Genomic DNA, 17,720 nt, shown 5'->3' with positions numbered 1-17,720 from the left:
AAGCAGCTGATCAACATGATCGGCTGCTTTTGTTCGACTAAAATAAAAAATGCATTCACTTCCTTGACTTTCCCCTGCACAGGAAACTGTATACTCACCTTAAGTTATCGATTGGAGATGATATGTTGTTTAAAATCAGTGCATTTTCCAGGTTAAGCAAGGTCTCTCTTAAAACCCTGCGTTATTACGACCAGATTGGCATACTCAAGCCAAGAAAAGTAGATCACCATACGGGATATCGTTACTATTCCGCAGATCAGCTTCTGGAGCTCAACCGGATTTTGATGTATAAGGAGTTGGGTTTTACATTACCTCAGATTACACAGCTGCTCCAGGAAGATATCACATTGGAGAACATTCAAGGCATGTTTAGGCTGAAAAGAAGCGAAATCCAGCAAATCATTGATACGGAACAAGCGAAACTTGTCAGGATTGAAGAGCGCATGCAGCTCATCGAAAGGGAGGGGCAATTCGAAACGGGTCAAGACATCCGAATCAAAGCAGAAGCTGCTCAAACCTTCCTTTATCAAAAAGCATACGGAAGAGAAGATGACATACCAGAATTATTTCGTCAATTCGATCTGTTAGTAACAACCGAATTGCGGCAGCAGATTCAAGGCCCTCAGGTTGTGTTGTGGAAAGACGTCGACGGAAAAGAAGATGAGTTTGAGTTTGAAGTGGGATATTTTTTAACCTGTGAGCTTCAATCCTCTCCAGAGCCATTTCAGCTGCGAATAATTCCTCCTGAACCGATGATGGCCACAATGGCTTTTCATTCCGATTCCAAATTTGATGGTGCGGCCTGTGTGCATTTAGCGAAATGGATCGAAAATAATAACTATCAGATCAAGGAAAGCGAACCGGGCAGGGAACTGTATTTACCGTTATCTCCGGAACGAGATGCAAAATTGATTGAGATACAAATTCCAATACGAAATAGTTAATGAGAAGGTGGAGTGACGTGAAATGAAAAATAAAGGCATTATCTATGTCCTGGCACTGGCTGTTTTTTTGATCGGGACCGTTGAATATATTATTACGGGAGTCATTGAGATGATGGCCATGGACCTAGGGGTATCTACTTCCGAAGCCGGGCTACTAGTCACGGTGTTTGCTCTCGCTGCGGCCATTGTCTCCCCGATATTGATCACACTTACGATCAATGCAGATCGCAAAAAATTACTGATGACAACCCTCGGTGTATTTATTGTCAGCAACGGACTCATGTTTGCAGATCTTGCTTATGAGACATTGTTATGGATCCGTGTAATCCAGGGAGCTAGTGGAGGTATGGCTACCGTTGTCGCCATGGCCGTAGCGACTCGACTGGTTGAGAAGGGAAAAAGGGGCAATGCCATCGGTATCATTTTGATGGGGCTTAGCAGCGCGTTAGTGCTCGGTGTCCCTATAGGCACATTTTTTAGTGAGATGTTCGGCTGGAGAGTCTTGTTTATTCTAATTGGTGTATTAAGTATTCTTCCATTACTAGTTATCTATAAAATGGTTCCAGCCATCAAAGAAGAAGAAAAGGTTACCCTTGGTATGCAGCTCTCTATTCTCAAAAACCCGACTATTCTGATGTCTTTGATAGTGACATTGTTGTATGTCGGCGGTTACGCCACACTATTTACTTATATTACGCCATTCTTGCAAGAGACATCCTCTCTTACCATGACCGAGATTAGTGCTGTTCTATTTTTTGCAGGTATTTGCAGCTTTGTAGGATCAAGAGTAGGTGGACATTTGGCAGATGCCAAGGGCACCAAATTCACCATTCTTCTCGGGCTTTTGTTACAGGGGGTCACGCTCCTTATGTTCGCCCTAGCGGGTGTCCATCTCCTGGCATTCATCTTGATTTTGATGATTTTTATGCTATCAACATGGAGTATCTCCCCAGCCCAGCAGCTATACTTAGTTACTCTAGCGCCTCGAAATCCAGACATTGCTCTTAGCGTAAATACGTCATTCATTCAATTTGGTTTTGCACTGGGATCTGCTGTAGGCGGTCTCGTCATTCGCAGTACGTCTGTCCTGTATCTGAACTGGTTGGGATTTGCTGCTGTCGGCATAGCTTTACTTCTGGCTATCTTACTGTTTAATAGAGCGAACAGTAGTAAGGCGGAGACGCCTATGGTGACTAAATAAGAGAAGAACTGGACTTCCGCGATAGCTCAATAACAATAGGAAGCAGCCGATCATTGTGATTGGCTGTTTTAATCATTAAAGGGTAGGCTGGTTTAATCCACATTCCACTTGAATAATATGGTAATATTTCATTGTGAATTCTTTTCTTGTAAAGGTTAGGAGGCTTATGTCTTAGTGAAAACAATTTTTGATCTATCGGCTGCAAAAGAAATCTTGGGACGCATTGATCAATTAAACCAAGATGTTCAACCTGGGTGGGGGCGTATGAATGCTGCTCAAATGCTTGCTCATTGCTCTTCATTTCAAGACATAGCAACGGGAAAAGCCCGTTCCTCAAGAAGCTTGCTAGGCATACTGGTCGGAAAGTTTGCAAAACCCATTTTTTATAATGACAAGCCACTTCCCCGCAATATGTCTACGATTCCAAGCATGATGATTGTGGATACAAGAGAGTTTGAAGTAGAAAAAGAAAAGCTCAAACAAAATATATTGACGATACAACGTGAAGGTCTCAAAAATGGCGCATTTCCCCATCCTTTTTTTGGAAGACTGACTTCCGAGGAATGGGGCAAAGGAATCTACAAGCACTTGGACCATCATCTGAAGCAATTTGGCGTTTGAGAAATAAGGAAAAGGGCTGAGCGCTGGTAGTTTGACGAGCCAACTAGGGATAAGATATTGGAATAGGATGACCGGAGGCAGCTAGAAGAGGTTAGTTAGAAAATAAAAAGAAGTGGTCACCCATCTGATGGGTGTCCACTTCTTTTTGGTTCCAACTTACTCGCTCAAAGAACGCCATCAGGTGCATTTTAACTCGACTATGGTACATTTCTCCATCTTATTTTCTGACAAGAGTCGGCTCGGCTGGCATGATGCCAGGTGTTGACTCTCTGATAATGGGCGCAGTCACAATATGCGAGACCTGATAAGGCTGTTCGGGGTTGTCCATTCGGGATAACAGCATTTCGGCTGCCTTAATCCCCATCTCGTTACTATAAATATGAACCGTCGTTAACGGAGGTTCAATAATTCTTGATTCAGGTGCGTTATCGAATCCACATACCACAATATCCTGCGGAACCGTTACCTCTCTTAATTTAAAAGCTCTGATTAGATCTACCGCAATGAAGTCATTGGCACACACATATGCGGAAGGGAACGACTCCAGTCCAGCTACTCGTTCCCTTATCCAACCAGGTTTGGAGAAGAACAGCTTATCATTGTCTGTAATGCAGTGGGCTAGATCGACCTGCAATCCCGATTCCAACATCGCCCGGTGATATCCAGTCCATCGTTCGTTGAAGCTTTTACAGTGATTGTAATCTCCTGCGAATCCGATACTTTTGTAGCCGCTATCAATTAATTTTTTGGTTAACTGATACGTGCTATGTTCATTCTCCATAAGCAGCAGATCCGCATGGAAATCCGGATAACAGATGTTGGCTGCACAATCGATAAAGACCGTCGGAATTCCGAGCTCTGTGATGAGGCGGGTATATTCCAGGTTGAATAACTCGATGCAGATGATGCCGTCCACTTTGGAAATATCAAAATTGTTAGGTAGGGTAAGGGCTTCTTCATCAACTTCACGAACGATATGAATGGACAGATTATAGCCCTCAGCACTAATTCTTTTCTCCAAACCGCTAATTAGCAGCGATCCAAAATGAGACGTATTAGGCAGGTTCTCTGTTAACAGGGCGATATTGCCCGGCGTTTTGCTCAGAACATGCTCACTTTCCATATAAGCAAATTGTTTATATCTTAATTCAATGGCTTTCTTAATCACCCGACTCCGTGTTTCTTCCGGGATGTTTCCGCTATCATTCAGTGCTTTGGAAGCCGTATTTCGGGAGATGCCCAAAGCATCTGCGATATCCTGTATCGTTACTTTCTCTTTTGCCATGTCGTGCCTCACCTCTATTGGTCAATTGATCGTCCCAAGTGTTTTCTAAGTCAAATGTATAATATATCGAAGCAAATAGCAATTGTAAATTTACAAATGCACAATTTATAATTGTTTTTGTCAATTTCGTATTTCGCATTCTTGATTTATTCGTCATTTAAGTTTACATCGTACACAACCAATGCAGAAACCTTTGTTACAGGATGAAATACGTTATATAACGGGCTTTTTTTGGATATTCATTCCGTTGAATCTACAATTAGAACAGAGTTATGCATAAAAAAGTGAAGCAAATGCACAATTATTTTTCACATTTTGTATTGACTACATGATACATATCCTGATAAATTGTAAAATATCAAATAAGCAATTGTAAATATTGAAAGCCCTTACTATGAGCAATTGTAAACTTTAATGATGAACGGGGGTCGTATGTTGGATAACACAGTAAACACCAATAAGAGGATGGGGAAGAGCCTCAAAGAGAGGAGTTCCATTTTTCATCCATTACAGCAGCTCAAAAAGAATTATTTCCTGTATGTATTGCTTGCGCCAGCTCTAATCCTGACACTGATCTTCAAATACATTCCGATGTATGGAGCCATCATCGCATTCAAGGACTTCAGTCCGATCAAGGGGATTATGGGCAGTGAGTGGGTGGGCTTGAAACATTTCGAGAAGTTTTTGGCTTCACCCAATTTTGATGTGATTTTTATGAATACGCTTAAGCTCAGCTTTTTCGGATTGATATTCAGCTTCCCGGTGCCTATTTTGCTGGCTCTCATGCTGAATCAGGTGCGCCAGGCTGGAGTGAAGAAGAACATTCAATTGTTTCTGTATGCGCCGAATTTTATATCCGTTGTCGTTGTTGTGGGCATGCTGTTCATCTTCTTATCGCCGACGGGTCCCATCAATCAATTGACCACATGGATTACAGGTCAGCCGATCATGTTTATGTCCGAACCCGAATATTTCCGCTGGATCTACATCTTGTCCGATATCTGGACGGGGGCAGGCTGGGCTTCAATCATTTACGTTGCGGCTTTGGCTAATGTCGATCCAGAGCTTCACAATGCAGCTAATCTGGATGGAGCCAATCTTCTTCAACGTATTCGTCACATTGACCTTCCGACCATCCGCCCGATTATGGCTATTGTGTTTATCCTTGCAGCTGGCGGTATTATGTCAATCGGATTCGAAAAGGCATATCTGATGCAGACATCCATGAACCTGCCGTCATCCGAAATTATTGCCACCTATGTGTACAAGGTCGGATTACAGTCCGGTGATTACGCCTATTCTGCGGCCGTAGGGTTGTTTAACTCCATCATTAACGTCATCCTGCTCGTCACCGTGAATCTGATTGTGAAGAAATTAAACGAAGGCGAAGGCCTTTACTAGAAAGGAGTACCACTCATGACTATCAAACCGACGGGGCTGGATCGTCTGATCCTCGCACTGAACGCCATCTTTCTCACCTGTGCTGTACTGGTTGTGGTCGTTCCTCTCATTTATATTGTTATCGCTTCCTTTATGGATCCAACCGTACTGCTTAATCAGGGCCTGTCCTTCAACGTATCCGACTGGAGTCTGGATGGTTATCAGATGATTCTGTCCAATCCAGCCATGATTCGAGGCTTCGCGAATGCGGTGCTGTACTCGGTTTCGTTTGCCTTCGTGACTGTGGCGGTTTCCATCTGTGCAGGTTATGCCTTGTCTGAGGAAAGGCTGGCGGGAAGAGGATTTTTCATGGTTATGTTTATCATTACGATGTTCTTCGGTGGTGGCCTCATTCCGACCTATCTGCTGGTGCGTAATCTCGGCATGCTGGATACCATATGGGCGATCATCATTCCGGGAGCGGTTAACGTATGGAACATCATTCTCTCCAGAACTTTTTTCAAAGGCGTACCCAGGGAGCTGAAAGAAGCTGCGAACGTGGACGGTGCTTCCGATAAGAAGATTTTCTTTCAGATTGTCATTCCGCTATCCAAACCGATCATTTTTGTCCTTGCGCTGTACGCGTTCGTTGGGCAGTGGAATTCCTATTTTGATGCCATGATTTATTTGGATAATCCCAATCTTCATCCCTTACAGCTCGTTCTGCGTTCCATTCTGATCCAGAATCAGGCTGCCCCGGGCATGATCAGTGATCAGCTTGCCATGGCGGAGCTCAAACGGCTATCCGAGATGATTAAGTATTCTGCGATTGTCATTTCGAGTCTACCGCTGATTATCATGTATCCGTTCTTTCAGAAGTATTTCGAAAAGGGTGTCATGGTAGGTTCACTCAAATAGTGAACAGCCTGAGATATCTTAAGTCAGATCCAACAATATAAAGTGGAGGTCACGTCATGAAAAAAGTGAAAAAGTCCAAAAGAGGCATTACATCGGTATCCCTTTCCATGTTGTCTGCTGTACTTCTGCTCACGGCCTGTGGTGGAGGAGGGGGCGGCGCAGCCAGTGAAGCCCAGTCTCCCGACGGGAAAGTTACACTGAACTTTATCACGCAGAGCTCGCCGCTGGCTCCGGCCGATCCGAACGAGAAACTGATTAACAAGCGACTTGAGGAAAAGACCAATGTGCATATCAACTGGAAGAACTATACGAGTGATGTGTTTGCCGAAAAGAGAAATCTGGCGGTAGCCAGCGGGGAGTTGCCCGATGCCATCTTTGACGCAGGTTACGGAGATTATGATCTTCTGAAACTGGCCAAGGACGGGGCCATCATCCCGCTCGAAGACTTGATCGAACAATACATGCCCAATTTACAAAAGGTGCTGGAGGAAGCTCCCGAATACAAGAGCATGATCACGGCACCGGATGGACATATTTACTCTTTCCCATGGATCGAGGAGCTGGGAAGCGGCAAGCAGCGGATACAAGCGGTGGATAATCTGCCTTGGATCAATGTGGAATGGCTGAATAAACTCGGACTGAAGATGCCGACGACGACCGAGGAATTGAAGGAAGTGCTGATCGCCTTCAAAACGCAAGATCCCAATGGAAATGGAAAAGCGGATGAAATTCCGTTGTCGTTCATCAACAAGCCGGGCGGAGAAGATCTGACATTTCTCTTTGCCGCATTCGGACTTGGGGAGAACTGGGACCATACCGTGGTAACGAACGAGGGGAAGGTCGTCTTTACGGCAGCGGATGAAGGGTACAAGGAAGCTGTGAAATATATCCATGAGCTTGTCCAGGAAGGTCTTGTGGATGTGGAAGCCTATCAGCAGGATTGGAATACGTATCTGGCCAAAGGCAAGGACCATAAATACGGCATGTATTTCACATGGGATAAGGCCAACATTACGGGAATGAATGACACGTATGATGTTTTGCCTCCGCTTGCCGGTCCGGATGGAGAGAGAAATGTTACGAGAACCAATGGGATCGGACTCGATAGAGGACGTATGGTTATCACGAGCAGCAATAAAAATCTGGAATCCACAGCGAAGTGGGTAGACCAGCTGTACGATCCGCTCCAATCGATCCAAAACAACTGGGGAACGTACGGGGATGAAACGCAGCAAAATATTTTTGAATTCGATGAAGCCAAAGGCATGTTGAAGCATTTACCGCTGGAAGGGGCTGCGCCTGTTGAACTTAGACAAAAAACAAGCATAGCCGGACCACTGGCGATTCTAGACAGTTACTACGACAAATACACGACCAAACCGGAAGATGCTGCATGGCGCATGGAGCTTCTGGATCGGGTCATGGTTCCGCATATGAAAGCGGAAAACGTCTATCCGAGCGTATTTTTCTCCATTGATGAGCTCGACCGACTGTCTACCATTGAAACCGACCTGTTCGCCTATGTACTGCGCATGCGCACGGAATGGTATCAAAACGGGAAAATCGAGCAGGAATGGGATGCCTATTTGAAAGAGCTGGATCGTCTTGGACTGCAGGAATGGCTTCAGATCAAACAAGCGGGATATGACCGCAATACGAAATAAAAATAACAGTGTATTTCAAAGGAGAGAACCTACATGTCTACCATTTCAACAACCGATTACCGAGGTGCTTATCATTTCTCGCCGAACGAGAAGTGGATGAATGATCCCAATGGGATGGTGTATTTCAAAGGCGAGTATCACCTGTTCTATCAACATCACCCGTTTGGTACCACGTGGGGACCGATGCATTGGGGGCATGCCGTGACCAAGGATCTGTTCACCTGGGAAGAGCTTCCTGTGGCTATGGCGCCGGATGAACACGGCATGATCTTTTCGGGTAGTGCTGTGGTGGATTGGAATAATACTTCCGGCTTCTTTGATGAGGAACCAGGACTGGTGGCGATATTCACGCATCACCTGGAAGTGCCGAACGATCACCCGATTCAGCGGCAGAGCATTGCGTACAGCAAGGACAATGGCCGCACATGGAACAAATATGAGGGCAATCCGGTACTGGAGCATGAGTTTTATGTCGATTTCCGTGATCCCAAGGTGTTCTGGCACGACCAGAGCAAGGAATGGGTGATGATCATTGCCTGTGGTCAGACAGTATGCTTGTACCGCTCTCCCAATCTGAAAGATTGGACACTCGGCAGTGAATTCGGCACAGGCATCGGTTCACATGACGGCGTGTGGGAATGTCCTGATCTCTTCCCGCTGGCGGTGGATGGGGACCATGGGCATGAAAAGTGGGTCATGCTTGTCAGCATTGGTGCAGATCCTGCGTTCAAGGAAGGCTCGCGAACGCAGTACTTTATCGGAGATTTTGATGGGTCGACGTTTGTTCCGGATGAAGCTTCCCGCACGGTTCGCTGGATTGACCATGGGCGGGACAACTACGCAGGAGTCAGTTGGTCAGACATTCCGGCTGAAGATGGCAGACGCCTGTTTATGGGCTGGATGAGCAACTGGATGTATGCCAACCAAACGCCAACCGAAGGTTATCGCGGCGCGATGACGATTGCTCGGGAGCTTACTTTGGCAACGATAGAAGGTAAAGTCACATTAGTTCAGCGTCCAGCCCGTGAGATGGAGCAAGCCCGGAAACCGATATTGACCTTGCACAACGTTTCTGTCCAAGAGGCGAGGAAACATCTTAGCAAGCTGCAGCTGGTGAGCTATGAAGTCGATGCGCAATGGGAAACGGAGCAATCCGTTCAATTTACCTTGAGAAGCAGCGCCAGTCATCAAACGCTCGTTGGTGTAGACGCGAATCAGCGTGAGGTGTACGTCGATCGCAGTCGATCAGGCATCGTTGATTTCCATGAGCATTTCCTGGGCCGTCACACAGCAAGTGTTCAGGGCGGGGGTCAACATTTGCGTATCTATGTGGATTCTTCTTCGGTTGAGGTATTTGCGAGTGACGGTCAGGCCGTTATTACCGACCTGATCTATCCGGATGCAGAGGCTGCGCGAATTACGGTTGATGCCGATCAGGAAGATATGGTCTTCTCTGCTCTTCACATCTACGAATTGTCTCCTGTTAAGGTGGAAGCCCATGAGAAATAAAGAGAAGGAGGGCAGGTAGATGCGTATAGGTGCGATCGAAGCGGGCGGAACGAAGTTTGTATGCGGAATAGGCAACGAACAAGGTCATATGGAAGAATGGTGCAGTTTTCCGACGGAACATCCCGAGATTACACTCGCCAAGGTGAGCGACTATTTCAGAGATAAAGGGGTGATGGCTATCGGCATTGGTTCCTTTGGTCCGATCGATCTGAAGCCGGATAGCCTTACTTACGGTTACATTACCACAACTCCGAAGTCCGAATGGGAAAACTGCAATGTGGTGGGAATCTTGAAGCGTGAATTCCCTGTTCCCTTCGGGTGGGATACGGATGTGAATGCTGCTGCTCTGGGGGAAGTCACATGGGGAGCTGCGCAGGGCTTGGACAACTGTGTGTATTATACGATTGGCACAGGTGTTGGCGTTGGAATTATTGCTGGAGGAAAAAGAATACACGGATTGCTGCATCCAGAGGGTGGACACATCCGAACGAGGCGGCATCCGCAGGATCACTTTGCCGGCTTATGCAAGTATCATGGGGATTGCCTGGAGGGTCTGGCTGCAGGTCCAGCTATCGAAGCCCGCTGGCAGACACCCGGCAGCGAGCTGCCGACCGACCATCTGGCATGGGAGATCGAATCCTTTTATATTGCCGAATCCGTTACGACGTCCATCCTGCTGCATTCACCGCAGAAGATCATTTTGGGCGGTGGTGTCATGCAGCAAATGCATCTGTTTCCCATGATTCGGGAACAGGTTGTACACAATCTCCATGGTTATGTGAATGTGCCTGAATTGCTGCAGCACATCGACCAATATATTGTTCCACCAGGATTGGGACAGCACGCGGGTTTATACGGTGCGCTTGCCTTAGGCATCGAAGCACTTAATCAAGTCAAGACTGATTCAGCGGTATCATTGTAATCCACATGTTCGAGGAAGGACGGAGCAAATCGCTTAAAAGACTGATTCAGTTGTTTAAGGGAATGCACGTCCTTTCTTTGTTTTTCTATATCACACAGAGAAATGAGGGATATTCTTGAGATTCATGTTAAGGTCCATTAGCTGCGTCCTGTTATCCTGTGTCCTTGGTTCCACTTCTGTGGAAGCGTATTCAACAGCTTATCATCTGGATAAGATTACGATGCAGCAGAGTACGGCATCATCCAAGAGTCCAGAATCTCAAACTCAACATACGGAGGCGGTTCCGATGAAAATGGACGTGTCCAGGGCAGCAACAAATTTGTCCGGTTGGACATTGCATGGTAAAGGTAATTTTGAAGATACAAATGAAGGACTTCATTTGATTTCCGAAGAGAAGGAGAATGTGACTGTCCTATCGGACACGCGGGCCGAAGATTTTATTTATGAAGCGGATCTGTTAATCCAGGATATGAAGGCAGATGCCAGTCTTGTTTTCCGTTCCAATGATACGGGGTGGTCTTCCTATATGCTGCAAGTGGTTCCTCAGGCTGGTCTGATTCGTTTAAAAGATGCCAGTGGCAAGTCAGGTACGTTGTTGGAAGAGTACTCGGTAACCGTGGAGTCTGGCGGCATTTATCATTTGAAAGTAAAAGCAGTTGGCGAGAGGCTGCAGGTGTATTGGGATGGCGGGTACGACCCGGTGATTGATGTGAAAGACAGTGCGTATGTATCAGGGATGCTGGGGCTCCATGTGTGGGATGGATCAGGCTTGTTCCAAAATGTGAAGATCAGGACCATGGGTGGAAATTTGGGTAACCCCGTTTACAGTGAAGGCAATTGGCAGCCGGATATCCAGGGATATCGGGGCAAAGGAAATGCGCAAGAGGAAACGCGGATCATATACGAGAAAACAGCGGGGGATTTTGTATTTGAGGGAGATATATCGTTGGCCGATACGAGCTTCGCAGCTCTACTATTCAGGTCGAATACAGACGGTACAACGGGGTACCAAGCGGCTCTTCGTAGAGAAGGAGAAGAGGTTCGGGTACAGCTGCGAAAGGCGGATGGAACGATTCTTGCGAATTCGGATCGTACATACCCAAGTCAACTGGCAGCAAAGCACCATATCGAAGTGGTTGCCTCCGGTCGTCTGATTCAGGTGTATGTGGATGGATATGCAGCACCGGCTGTGGATGTCATCGATTCAAGTTATGCCGAGGGGTATGCCGGACTTGAAGTCGAACAGGGTGTGGCCTATTTTCAAGATACGTATATCACGGAAAATTCGATGTATTATACGGAAAAATATCGTCCCCAATATCATTACTCTCCGATTCGAGGGTCCGCAAGTGATCCGAACGGATTGGTTTATTACGAAGGGGAGTATCACTTATTTCATCAGGACGGAGGGACATGGGCCCATGCAGTCAGTACGGATCTTGTAAAATGGAAGCGTTTACCCATTGCGCTGCCATGGAATGATCTCGGTCATGTATGGTCGGGTTCAGCGATTGCGGATCTGAACAACGCATCCGGCCTGTTCTCGGATTCCGGTGGCAAAGGTCTGATTGCATACTATACGTCGTACCATCCGGGTAAGCCTGGTGGCAATCAGCGTATCGGTCTCGCATACAGTACGGATCAAGGCCGGAACTGGCAATACGCTGAAGACCATCCGATTGTAATCGAGAACCCAGGCCAAAATGGCGAAGACCCGGGGAGTTGGGACTTTCGCGATCCGAAGGTCGTTCGGGATGAAGAGCACAACCGCTGGATCATGGTGGTTTCTGGTGGGGACCATATCCGGTTTTTTACCTCAACGAATCTGCTTGATTGGACATTAACCGATAACTTCGGATATGGGGAATACATTCGCGGAGGGGTATGGGAGTGTCCCGACCTGATTCAGCTGCCAGTAGAGGGGACGGATGAGCGCAAGTGGGTGCTTATGATCAGTACCGGAGCTAATACGAAGACGCAAGGATCGGATGCGGAATACTTTGTTGGCGAGCTGACGGCGGAGGGGAAATTCCTGAACGACCATCCTGCCGGGAAAGTGCTGAAGACGGATTTCGGCAAGGAATTCTATGCGTCGATGTCATTTGCGAATATGCCGGATCAGCGGAAAGTGATGCTTGCGTGGATGACGAATTGGGATTATCCATTTGATTTCCCGACGAACCCTTGGAAAGGTCAATTGACTATTCCGAGAGAAGTTTCTCTCCGAGCAACAGATGAGGGTGTGCGTCTGGTACAAAAGCCTGTTATCGAACTTGAGACACTCCGGCAAAACCTGTACAGTGCGGAGCAGTTAATGGTCGGGCCGCAATCGCAGAATGTGCTCAAGGGTCTGGCTGCGGGTGCATACGAAATTGAAGCAGAAGTGGAAATTCCGGCAAACAGTCCCGTTACTGAGTTTGGTTTTCACCTGCGTCAAAGGGAAGGACAACAAACGACCGTAGGCTACAAGACGGAGAAAGAGACGATGTTCGTGGATCGCACCGCATCGGGAGACGTGGGTTTCTCGGGCTTATTGACCAAAGTACACGAAGCTGCGCTACAACCTGAAAACGGGAGGATTAAGCTGCGAATATTTGTCGATGAATCTTCCGTTGAAGTGTTTGGCAATGAGGGCAGAATGGTTTTCTCGGATGTCATTTTTCCGGATCCGGCTGGAAGGTCGATGGCGTTCTACAGCCTGGGCGGGAATGTAAAAGTGGTCTCCATAAATGTATATGCCTTGGATAATATCTGGAGAAAAGGCATGTCCTCCGCTCCAAAGATTATTGCAGATACGCAGAGAAGAGTAGCGAATGTGGGTCATACCGAAACCCTCTACGCTTCGACTGAGGGCGGACCAGGAAAAGGGGCCCAACCGCTAAAATGGACCGTGAGTAATCCTAAAGTGGTGAAAATCGTTGATTCTGGCAAAACACATGCTGCGATTCGTGCTGTAGGCAAGGGGGAAGCTTGGGTGACGGCTTCCATGGCTAACGGCAAAGCTTCTGCCAAAATACCGATAACGGTAACGGATGGCATATTCCACACGAATTTATCCGGTTGGCAGAAGGATCGACCATCTGCCCAGTGGTATGTTACGGACGAAGGCATACAGGGCACTGACCGCAGTGATTCCCAATATATTGCCCGAGAGACTGCTGGAGACTTCCGATATGAGGCTGACTTGCAACTGGATGCTGAGGGAGGAGCAGGTTCCATTCTGTTTCGGGCAAGCGAGGATGGACGAAGTGGTTATTATCTGAATGTTGATCCCAACCTGAAGGCGATTCGCCTGTTTTATAAAGTGGACGGAAAGTTCGAGAATCGGCAGGTACTAGCCCGCATTCCAAAATTCATTCGGGGTAATCAGACTTACCATATCCAGATTCAGGCGAAGGGAACTCGTATTCAGGTGGATCTGGACGGTGAACGGATCATGGATGTTCAAGATGGTACGTTTGCCGAGGGACACTTCGGTGTGCATACGTTTGGAGGCAGTGCGTCTTTCCAGCATGTGAATGCATTTGACATGAAAAAAGCAGCTCTGGAGACCGTGATCATTCGAAGTGCGGAACTTCCTGTTGCTCTACAAGCGACGCAATCCCAAGCAGGCGAGGTTGTGAAAGCTGGCACCGAGAAGGATGGTGAAGAATCAAGTTATACTTGGATACTTGTGCCTACCGGTGATGATTCCGGTTCTTACTCCATCCGTACCGTCAGTGGGGTGTCATTGGATTGGGATGTCGGTCAGAATCGTATTCAACTCTATCCGTATCTCGGGTACCCCAATCAACGCTGGAACATTTCCAAAAACGATGATGGGACGGTAAGCATTACAAGTGTGCACAATGGGAGTGCACTCCGTGTATCGGAAGATGGAACCAAGCTGATGATGGAAGACTTCCATGCAGACGATAAGTATCAAAAATGGACTTTGGAAAACAAAGTGCAATAACCGTGGTGTTCTGGAGAAATTAAAAGTAACAGACTCATCCGACTCCATCCGGTGTTGATCTGCGCCATGAACATCTGAATAATGAGACATGTGGAAGAGGACTGCACGTGAAGTGTAGTCCTCTAACTGTAAAGTCTGGCATTTGTAGTGTAGCTACAATGGTATTGGAGGTCAGTGAGCTGACTCGCATCGTCCGCGAACGATCGCCCATTTTTCTTAAATATCTAGTGATCGGATCAATTGATGCAAGTAGTAAAGACCTATCATCTGATGTTTAATTGTATTGTTCAGGTGATTTCGGATCCTCTCTGCAACCTTAATTCCCTGCTCGAGGTTTTGGATTTCTAAACGTGCAATTGATTGTTTTAATTTTACGGTCTCCTCGGAATAAACAGAACTTTGCAATATCTGGATCATTTTAATCTTAAGCAGGTGCGATTCATTATACAGACGGTATTCGTTATCAGTGTCACGTTCAGTAGTGAACAGGCCGCTTTTCTCCCAGTAACGTATCGCTGATTTAGGGACCCCTGTCCGTCTAGAGACCTCGTGGATGCGGAAACGCTGATTGAAGTCGTAAGCTTGGCTTCCGTCAGCATATGAATTCAACTCCTCTACCAGTTGATCTAAACTCGCTTTTTCCTCATACAGTTTGACCTCCCTTTCCCTAACGACCCACAATGCTTCTTCCAACTCATTTCTTTGGAGAGCATGCAGCACCACGGTTGTTACTTCCATTCCGAAAGCAGGCGCCATGGCTTGAATACAGGCCAGATAGATCTCATGCCGTTCCGTATACATACGATATCCATTGGCAGAACGCTCAGCAGGAGGGATTAGCTCCTTCGCTTCGTAGTTTCTCAAAGTGTTAGCGCTTATCATAAATTTATTCGCCAGTTTTTTTGGTCCCATTCTTGTGAATCCCGCCTTTCAGGAAGAAGACATTAAACCTATTGTAACGTTTATTTGTATTTTTGTTGATTTTATTTGTCCATTTCGAAGAAAACATTCCAATTGGCTTGTATGTTGTATGATGAAGTCAAACTCAAATCAAGGAGGAATAAGAATGACACTTCATCCAGTATTCCGTTGCGACATGACAATCGAAGAGATTGCCCAGGTGGGCAATCAGTATATTGAATCGGCATGGAAGCCTTTGTACGACTCGTTACACGATCAACTCATGGTCGCTTTTCGTGAGATCGAGGATGCTGCCTATGGCCTGTATTTAGACCAGCTGATGCCTGTGATTTTTGATAGCCTTGAGGAGGCCGGCTTTGAAGTAATGGAACCCCTTGAGGACCATGATTTTGTTATCGGAAAATGTCTACTATTTAGAAATTCGCTTGAAAAGTGGGGATCAGAGGAAAAGAGGTCCAGGTTATTTTGGAATGTTGTATGTAGTAAAGAAAGTCAACAACCTATGGGGACCTTATTAACGGAAATTCCTCATTCTCATCTGAAGTTTGAGATTCCTACAGCACCTGTACTCTTTTCGTTGAGGGAATTTGAGAGGGAACAGATCGTGCAAGGAATCCGACTCATCAAGGGATAGATAGAGGGGATCAGGAAAGAAACCAATATCGGCATATAATGATCGTTTGGAAGGTGGGTAAATGGGAACGATGTACGGAAAAATCGAACTGGTGAGCGGTAGGTGGAAATTAAGTGGAGTCCATCCACATGTCTCCCTTCGCTTGAAGCAGCTATTTCCACGCGTAGCATTGAAACAAATGGGCACTTTTTGGTTTTCAAACAGATCGAATAATTGTGTGGATCTTGCCTGGTTTATTCAGCGATATCCGATGGAGATAAGTTCGGAAGACAGAGCTAAACTTTTCCGTGGGCACGATAAGTTCTTTGAGACAAAAGCGTATCTGGAACAGATACTCACTCCTGACTATGATCCCATCCTGCGTCCGGGATTGAGACCTGGACAGAAGATTCGCCATTATCAATCGCAGGCAATCGATCTGTGTTTAGAACGCCGTTCTCTACTACTCGGTGATGATCTGGGTCTTGGAAAAACGTACACAGCGGCTGGCATGTTGCTGGAACCGGACACCCATCCTGCTGCTGTTGTCGTTCAGGCCCATCTTCAAAACCAATGGAAAGAGAAGATCGAATCCTTCACCGAACTTATTGTTCATAGAATCGAAAGAACACGACCGTATTTGCTCCCCGATGCAGATGTGTATTTGTTCAAATATAGCCAGCTTGCCGGTTGGAAGGACTTCTTTGCAGATGGCCACTTCCAATGTGTCATTTATGACGAAATTCAAGAACTTCGAACCGGTCTCACAAGTCATAAAGGCGAGGCCGCGAAAATGTTGTCCGATGGCGCAGAATTTCGGTTGGGTCTTTCGGCAACACCGATTTACAACTACGGTACCGAGATCTGGAATGTATTACAATTTCTCGACCCCGACCTATTGGGAACCTATTCAGAGTTTATTCGGGAATGGTGCCATAGTGATCGGAAAGTACATGACCCGGTTGTGCTAGGCAGTTTCCTACGTGAGCAGAATGTCATGCTCCGGCGGACGAAAAGCGAGGTTGGCCAACAATTGCCCCCGATCAACCAGATCGTTAAAGTGGTAGAGCCCGATCTACTTAAGTTAAAAACGATAAAAGCTCAAGCAAAACAACTTGCCTTAAGAGCTTCCCAAGGGGCATATCTGGAACGTGGTTCAGCAGTACGTGAACTGGAGCTTTTGATGAGACAGACAACGGGTGTGGCTAAAGCAGCGGGTATTGCCCAATATGCCAAGCGTTTGTTAGAGGCAGGTGTCCCCCTGCTTCTTGTCGGATGGCATCGGGATGTTTATGAAATATGGCTTAAGGAATTGACAAACCATTGTCCAGCTATGTATACAGGCAGTGAGTCGGATATACAGAAGGCTGAATCCGTCAGGCGGTTTGTTCAAGGGGAAACGAATGTATTCATATTATCGTTGCGTAGTGGTGCAGGGTTGGACGGTTTGCAGTACCGCTGTTCAACTATATTGTTCGGAGAGTTGGATTGGTCGCCTAAGGTACACGAGCAAATCATTGGTCGATTAAACAGGGAAGGACAAAAGGAGAAAATCACAGTAGTCTACTTAAATTCAGAGGAAGGTTCTGATCCCGTCATGCTAAACGTATTAGGCGTCAAGCAATCACAATCGGACAAGATAATCGACCCTCACGACTTATCGATTACAAAGCCGATTCAGAATCTTAACAAGACTCAATTGCTTATCAATCAGGTCCTATAAAGGAATTGTGAACTTTCGTAAGGGGCAGGTTAGTGCAGTAGTTAAACGTTATTTTGTTCAACTA

The 17,720-nt window shown here is 46.5% G+C and carries 13 protein-coding genes; 11 read left to right on the top strand and 2 right to left on the bottom strand.

Features of this window, described 5'->3' with window-relative positions; translation table 11 throughout:
• Nucleotides 1-125 precede the first annotated feature (125 nt).
• The 3 genes from CHH60_RS18655 to CHH60_RS18645 all read left to right on the top strand — a co-directional run bounded on the left by CHH60_RS18655 (nt 126) and on the right by CHH60_RS18645 (nt 2,766).
• Nucleotides 126-944, top strand: a complete 819-nt coding sequence (locus CHH60_RS18655; RefSeq protein ID WP_095360838.1) for a MerR family transcriptional regulator — start codon at nt 126-128, stop codon at nt 942-944.
• A 22-nt stretch (nt 945-966) separates the two neighbouring features.
• Entirely contained in the window at nt 967-2,145 is a 1,179-nt protein-coding gene (locus tag CHH60_RS18650; RefSeq protein WP_095360568.1) for an MFS transporter, read from the top strand.
• A 174-nt stretch (nt 2,146-2,319) separates the two neighbouring features.
• A complete protein-coding gene (locus tag CHH60_RS18645) occupies nt 2,320-2,766 on the top strand; it encodes a DUF1569 domain-containing protein (protein ID WP_095360567.1) in 447 nt (148 codons plus the stop codon).
• Between the two features lie 217 nt (nt 2,767-2,983).
• On the opposite strand, the gene CHH60_RS18640 is transcribed toward CHH60_RS18645, so the two are convergent.
• Entirely contained in the window at nt 2,984-4,051 is a 1,068-nt protein-coding gene (locus tag CHH60_RS18640) for a LacI family DNA-binding transcriptional regulator (RefSeq protein ID WP_095360566.1), read from the bottom strand.
• Between the two features lie 465 nt (nt 4,052-4,516).
• Between CHH60_RS18640 and CHH60_RS18635 the strand changes: the two genes are divergently transcribed.
• From CHH60_RS18635 to CHH60_RS18610, 6 genes are all read left to right on the top strand, one after another.
• A complete protein-coding gene (locus CHH60_RS18635; protein WP_176476141.1) occupies nt 4,517-5,452 on the top strand; it encodes an ABC transporter permease in 936 nt (311 codons plus the stop codon).
• Nucleotides 5,453-5,467: 15 nt separating this feature from the next.
• The gene (locus CHH60_RS18630; protein ID WP_095360565.1) at nt 5,468-6,349 is read left to right on the top strand and encodes a carbohydrate ABC transporter permease; all 882 of its coding nucleotides are present in this window, start codon (nt 5,468-5,470) and stop codon (nt 6,347-6,349) included.
• 56 nt (nt 6,350-6,405) lie between these two features.
• Nucleotides 6,406-8,013 carry an ABC transporter substrate-binding protein gene (locus CHH60_RS18625; protein WP_095360564.1) on the top strand — a complete coding sequence of 536 codons (1,608 nt, stop codon included), beginning with the start codon at nt 6,406-6,408 and terminating at the stop codon, nt 8,011-8,013.
• A gap of 33 nt (nt 8,014-8,046) precedes the next feature.
• Nucleotides 8,047-9,522 (top strand): glycoside hydrolase family 32 protein, encoded by a 1,476-nt coding sequence (locus tag CHH60_RS18620; protein WP_095360563.1) that lies wholly within the window; start codon nt 8,047-8,049, stop codon nt 9,520-9,522.
• A gap of 19 nt (nt 9,523-9,541) precedes the next feature.
• On the top strand, nt 9,542-10,444 hold the full coding sequence (locus CHH60_RS18615; protein WP_095360562.1) for an ROK family protein: 903 nt from the start codon (nt 9,542-9,544) through the stop codon (nt 10,442-10,444).
• Nucleotides 10,445-10,568: 124 nt separating this feature from the next.
• A complete protein-coding gene (locus CHH60_RS18610) occupies nt 10,569-14,399 on the top strand; it encodes a GH32 C-terminal domain-containing protein (RefSeq protein ID WP_369680196.1) in 3,831 nt (1,276 codons plus the stop codon).
• 216 nt (nt 14,400-14,615) lie between these two features.
• On the opposite strand, the gene CHH60_RS18605 is transcribed toward CHH60_RS18610, so the two are convergent.
• Nucleotides 14,616-15,311 (bottom strand): MerR family transcriptional regulator, encoded by a 696-nt coding sequence (locus CHH60_RS18605; RefSeq protein ID WP_095360561.1) that lies wholly within the window; start codon nt 15,309-15,311, stop codon nt 14,616-14,618.
• Between the two features lie 154 nt (nt 15,312-15,465).
• Between CHH60_RS18605 and CHH60_RS18600 the strand changes: the two genes are divergently transcribed.
• Together CHH60_RS18600 and CHH60_RS18595 are read left to right on the top strand one after the other, a co-directional pair.
• Nucleotides 15,466-15,954, top strand: coding sequence for a DUF6022 family protein (locus tag CHH60_RS18600; protein WP_095360560.1), 489 nt, complete (start codon nt 15,466-15,468; stop codon nt 15,952-15,954).
• Between the two features lie 61 nt (nt 15,955-16,015).
• Entirely contained in the window at nt 16,016-17,656 is a 1,641-nt protein-coding gene (locus CHH60_RS18595; protein WP_095360559.1) for an SNF2-related protein, read from the top strand.
• Nucleotides 17,657-17,720 lie beyond the last annotated feature (64 nt).

The organism is Paenibacillus sp. 7523-1 (genome assembly GCF_002276415.1).
Lineage (GTDB): Bacteria > Bacillota > Bacilli > Paenibacillales > Paenibacillaceae > Paenibacillus > Paenibacillus illinoisensis_A.
Note: the sequence above shows the minus strand (reverse complement) of the source record. Positions and strands in the feature narration are given on the sequence as shown.

Coding starts and splice junctions, on each gene's coding strand:
- CHH60_RS18625 (WP_095360564.1), top strand. CDS start 6,406: ATGAAAAAAGTGAAAAAGTCCAAAAGAGGCATTACATCGGTATCCCTT.
- CHH60_RS18630 (WP_095360565.1), top strand. CDS start 5,468: ATGACTATCAAACCGACGGGGCTGGATCGTCTGATCCTCGCACTGAAC.
- CHH60_RS18650 (WP_095360568.1), top strand. CDS start 967: ATGAAAAATAAAGGCATTATCTATGTCCTGGCACTGGCTGTTTTTTTG.
- CHH60_RS18620 (WP_095360563.1), top strand. CDS start 8,047: ATGTCTACCATTTCAACAACCGATTACCGAGGTGCTTATCATTTCTCG.
- CHH60_RS18640 (WP_095360566.1), bottom strand. CDS start 4,051: ATGGCAAAAGAGAAAGTAACGATACAGGATATCGCAGATGCTTTGGGC.
- CHH60_RS18595 (WP_095360559.1), top strand. CDS start 16,016: ATGGGAACGATGTACGGAAAAATCGAACTGGTGAGCGGTAGGTGGAAA.
- CHH60_RS18635 (WP_176476141.1), top strand. CDS start 4,517: ATGGGGAAGAGCCTCAAAGAGAGGAGTTCCATTTTTCATCCATTACAG.
- CHH60_RS18600 (WP_095360560.1), top strand. CDS start 15,466: ATGACACTTCATCCAGTATTCCGTTGCGACATGACAATCGAAGAGATT.
- CHH60_RS18610 (WP_369680196.1), top strand. CDS start 10,569: ATGTTAAGGTCCATTAGCTGCGTCCTGTTATCCTGTGTCCTTGGTTCC.
- CHH60_RS18605 (WP_095360561.1), bottom strand. CDS start 15,311: ATGGGACCAAAAAAACTGGCGAATAAATTTATGATAAGCGCTAACACT.
- CHH60_RS18615 (WP_095360562.1), top strand. CDS start 9,542: ATGCGTATAGGTGCGATCGAAGCGGGCGGAACGAAGTTTGTATGCGGA.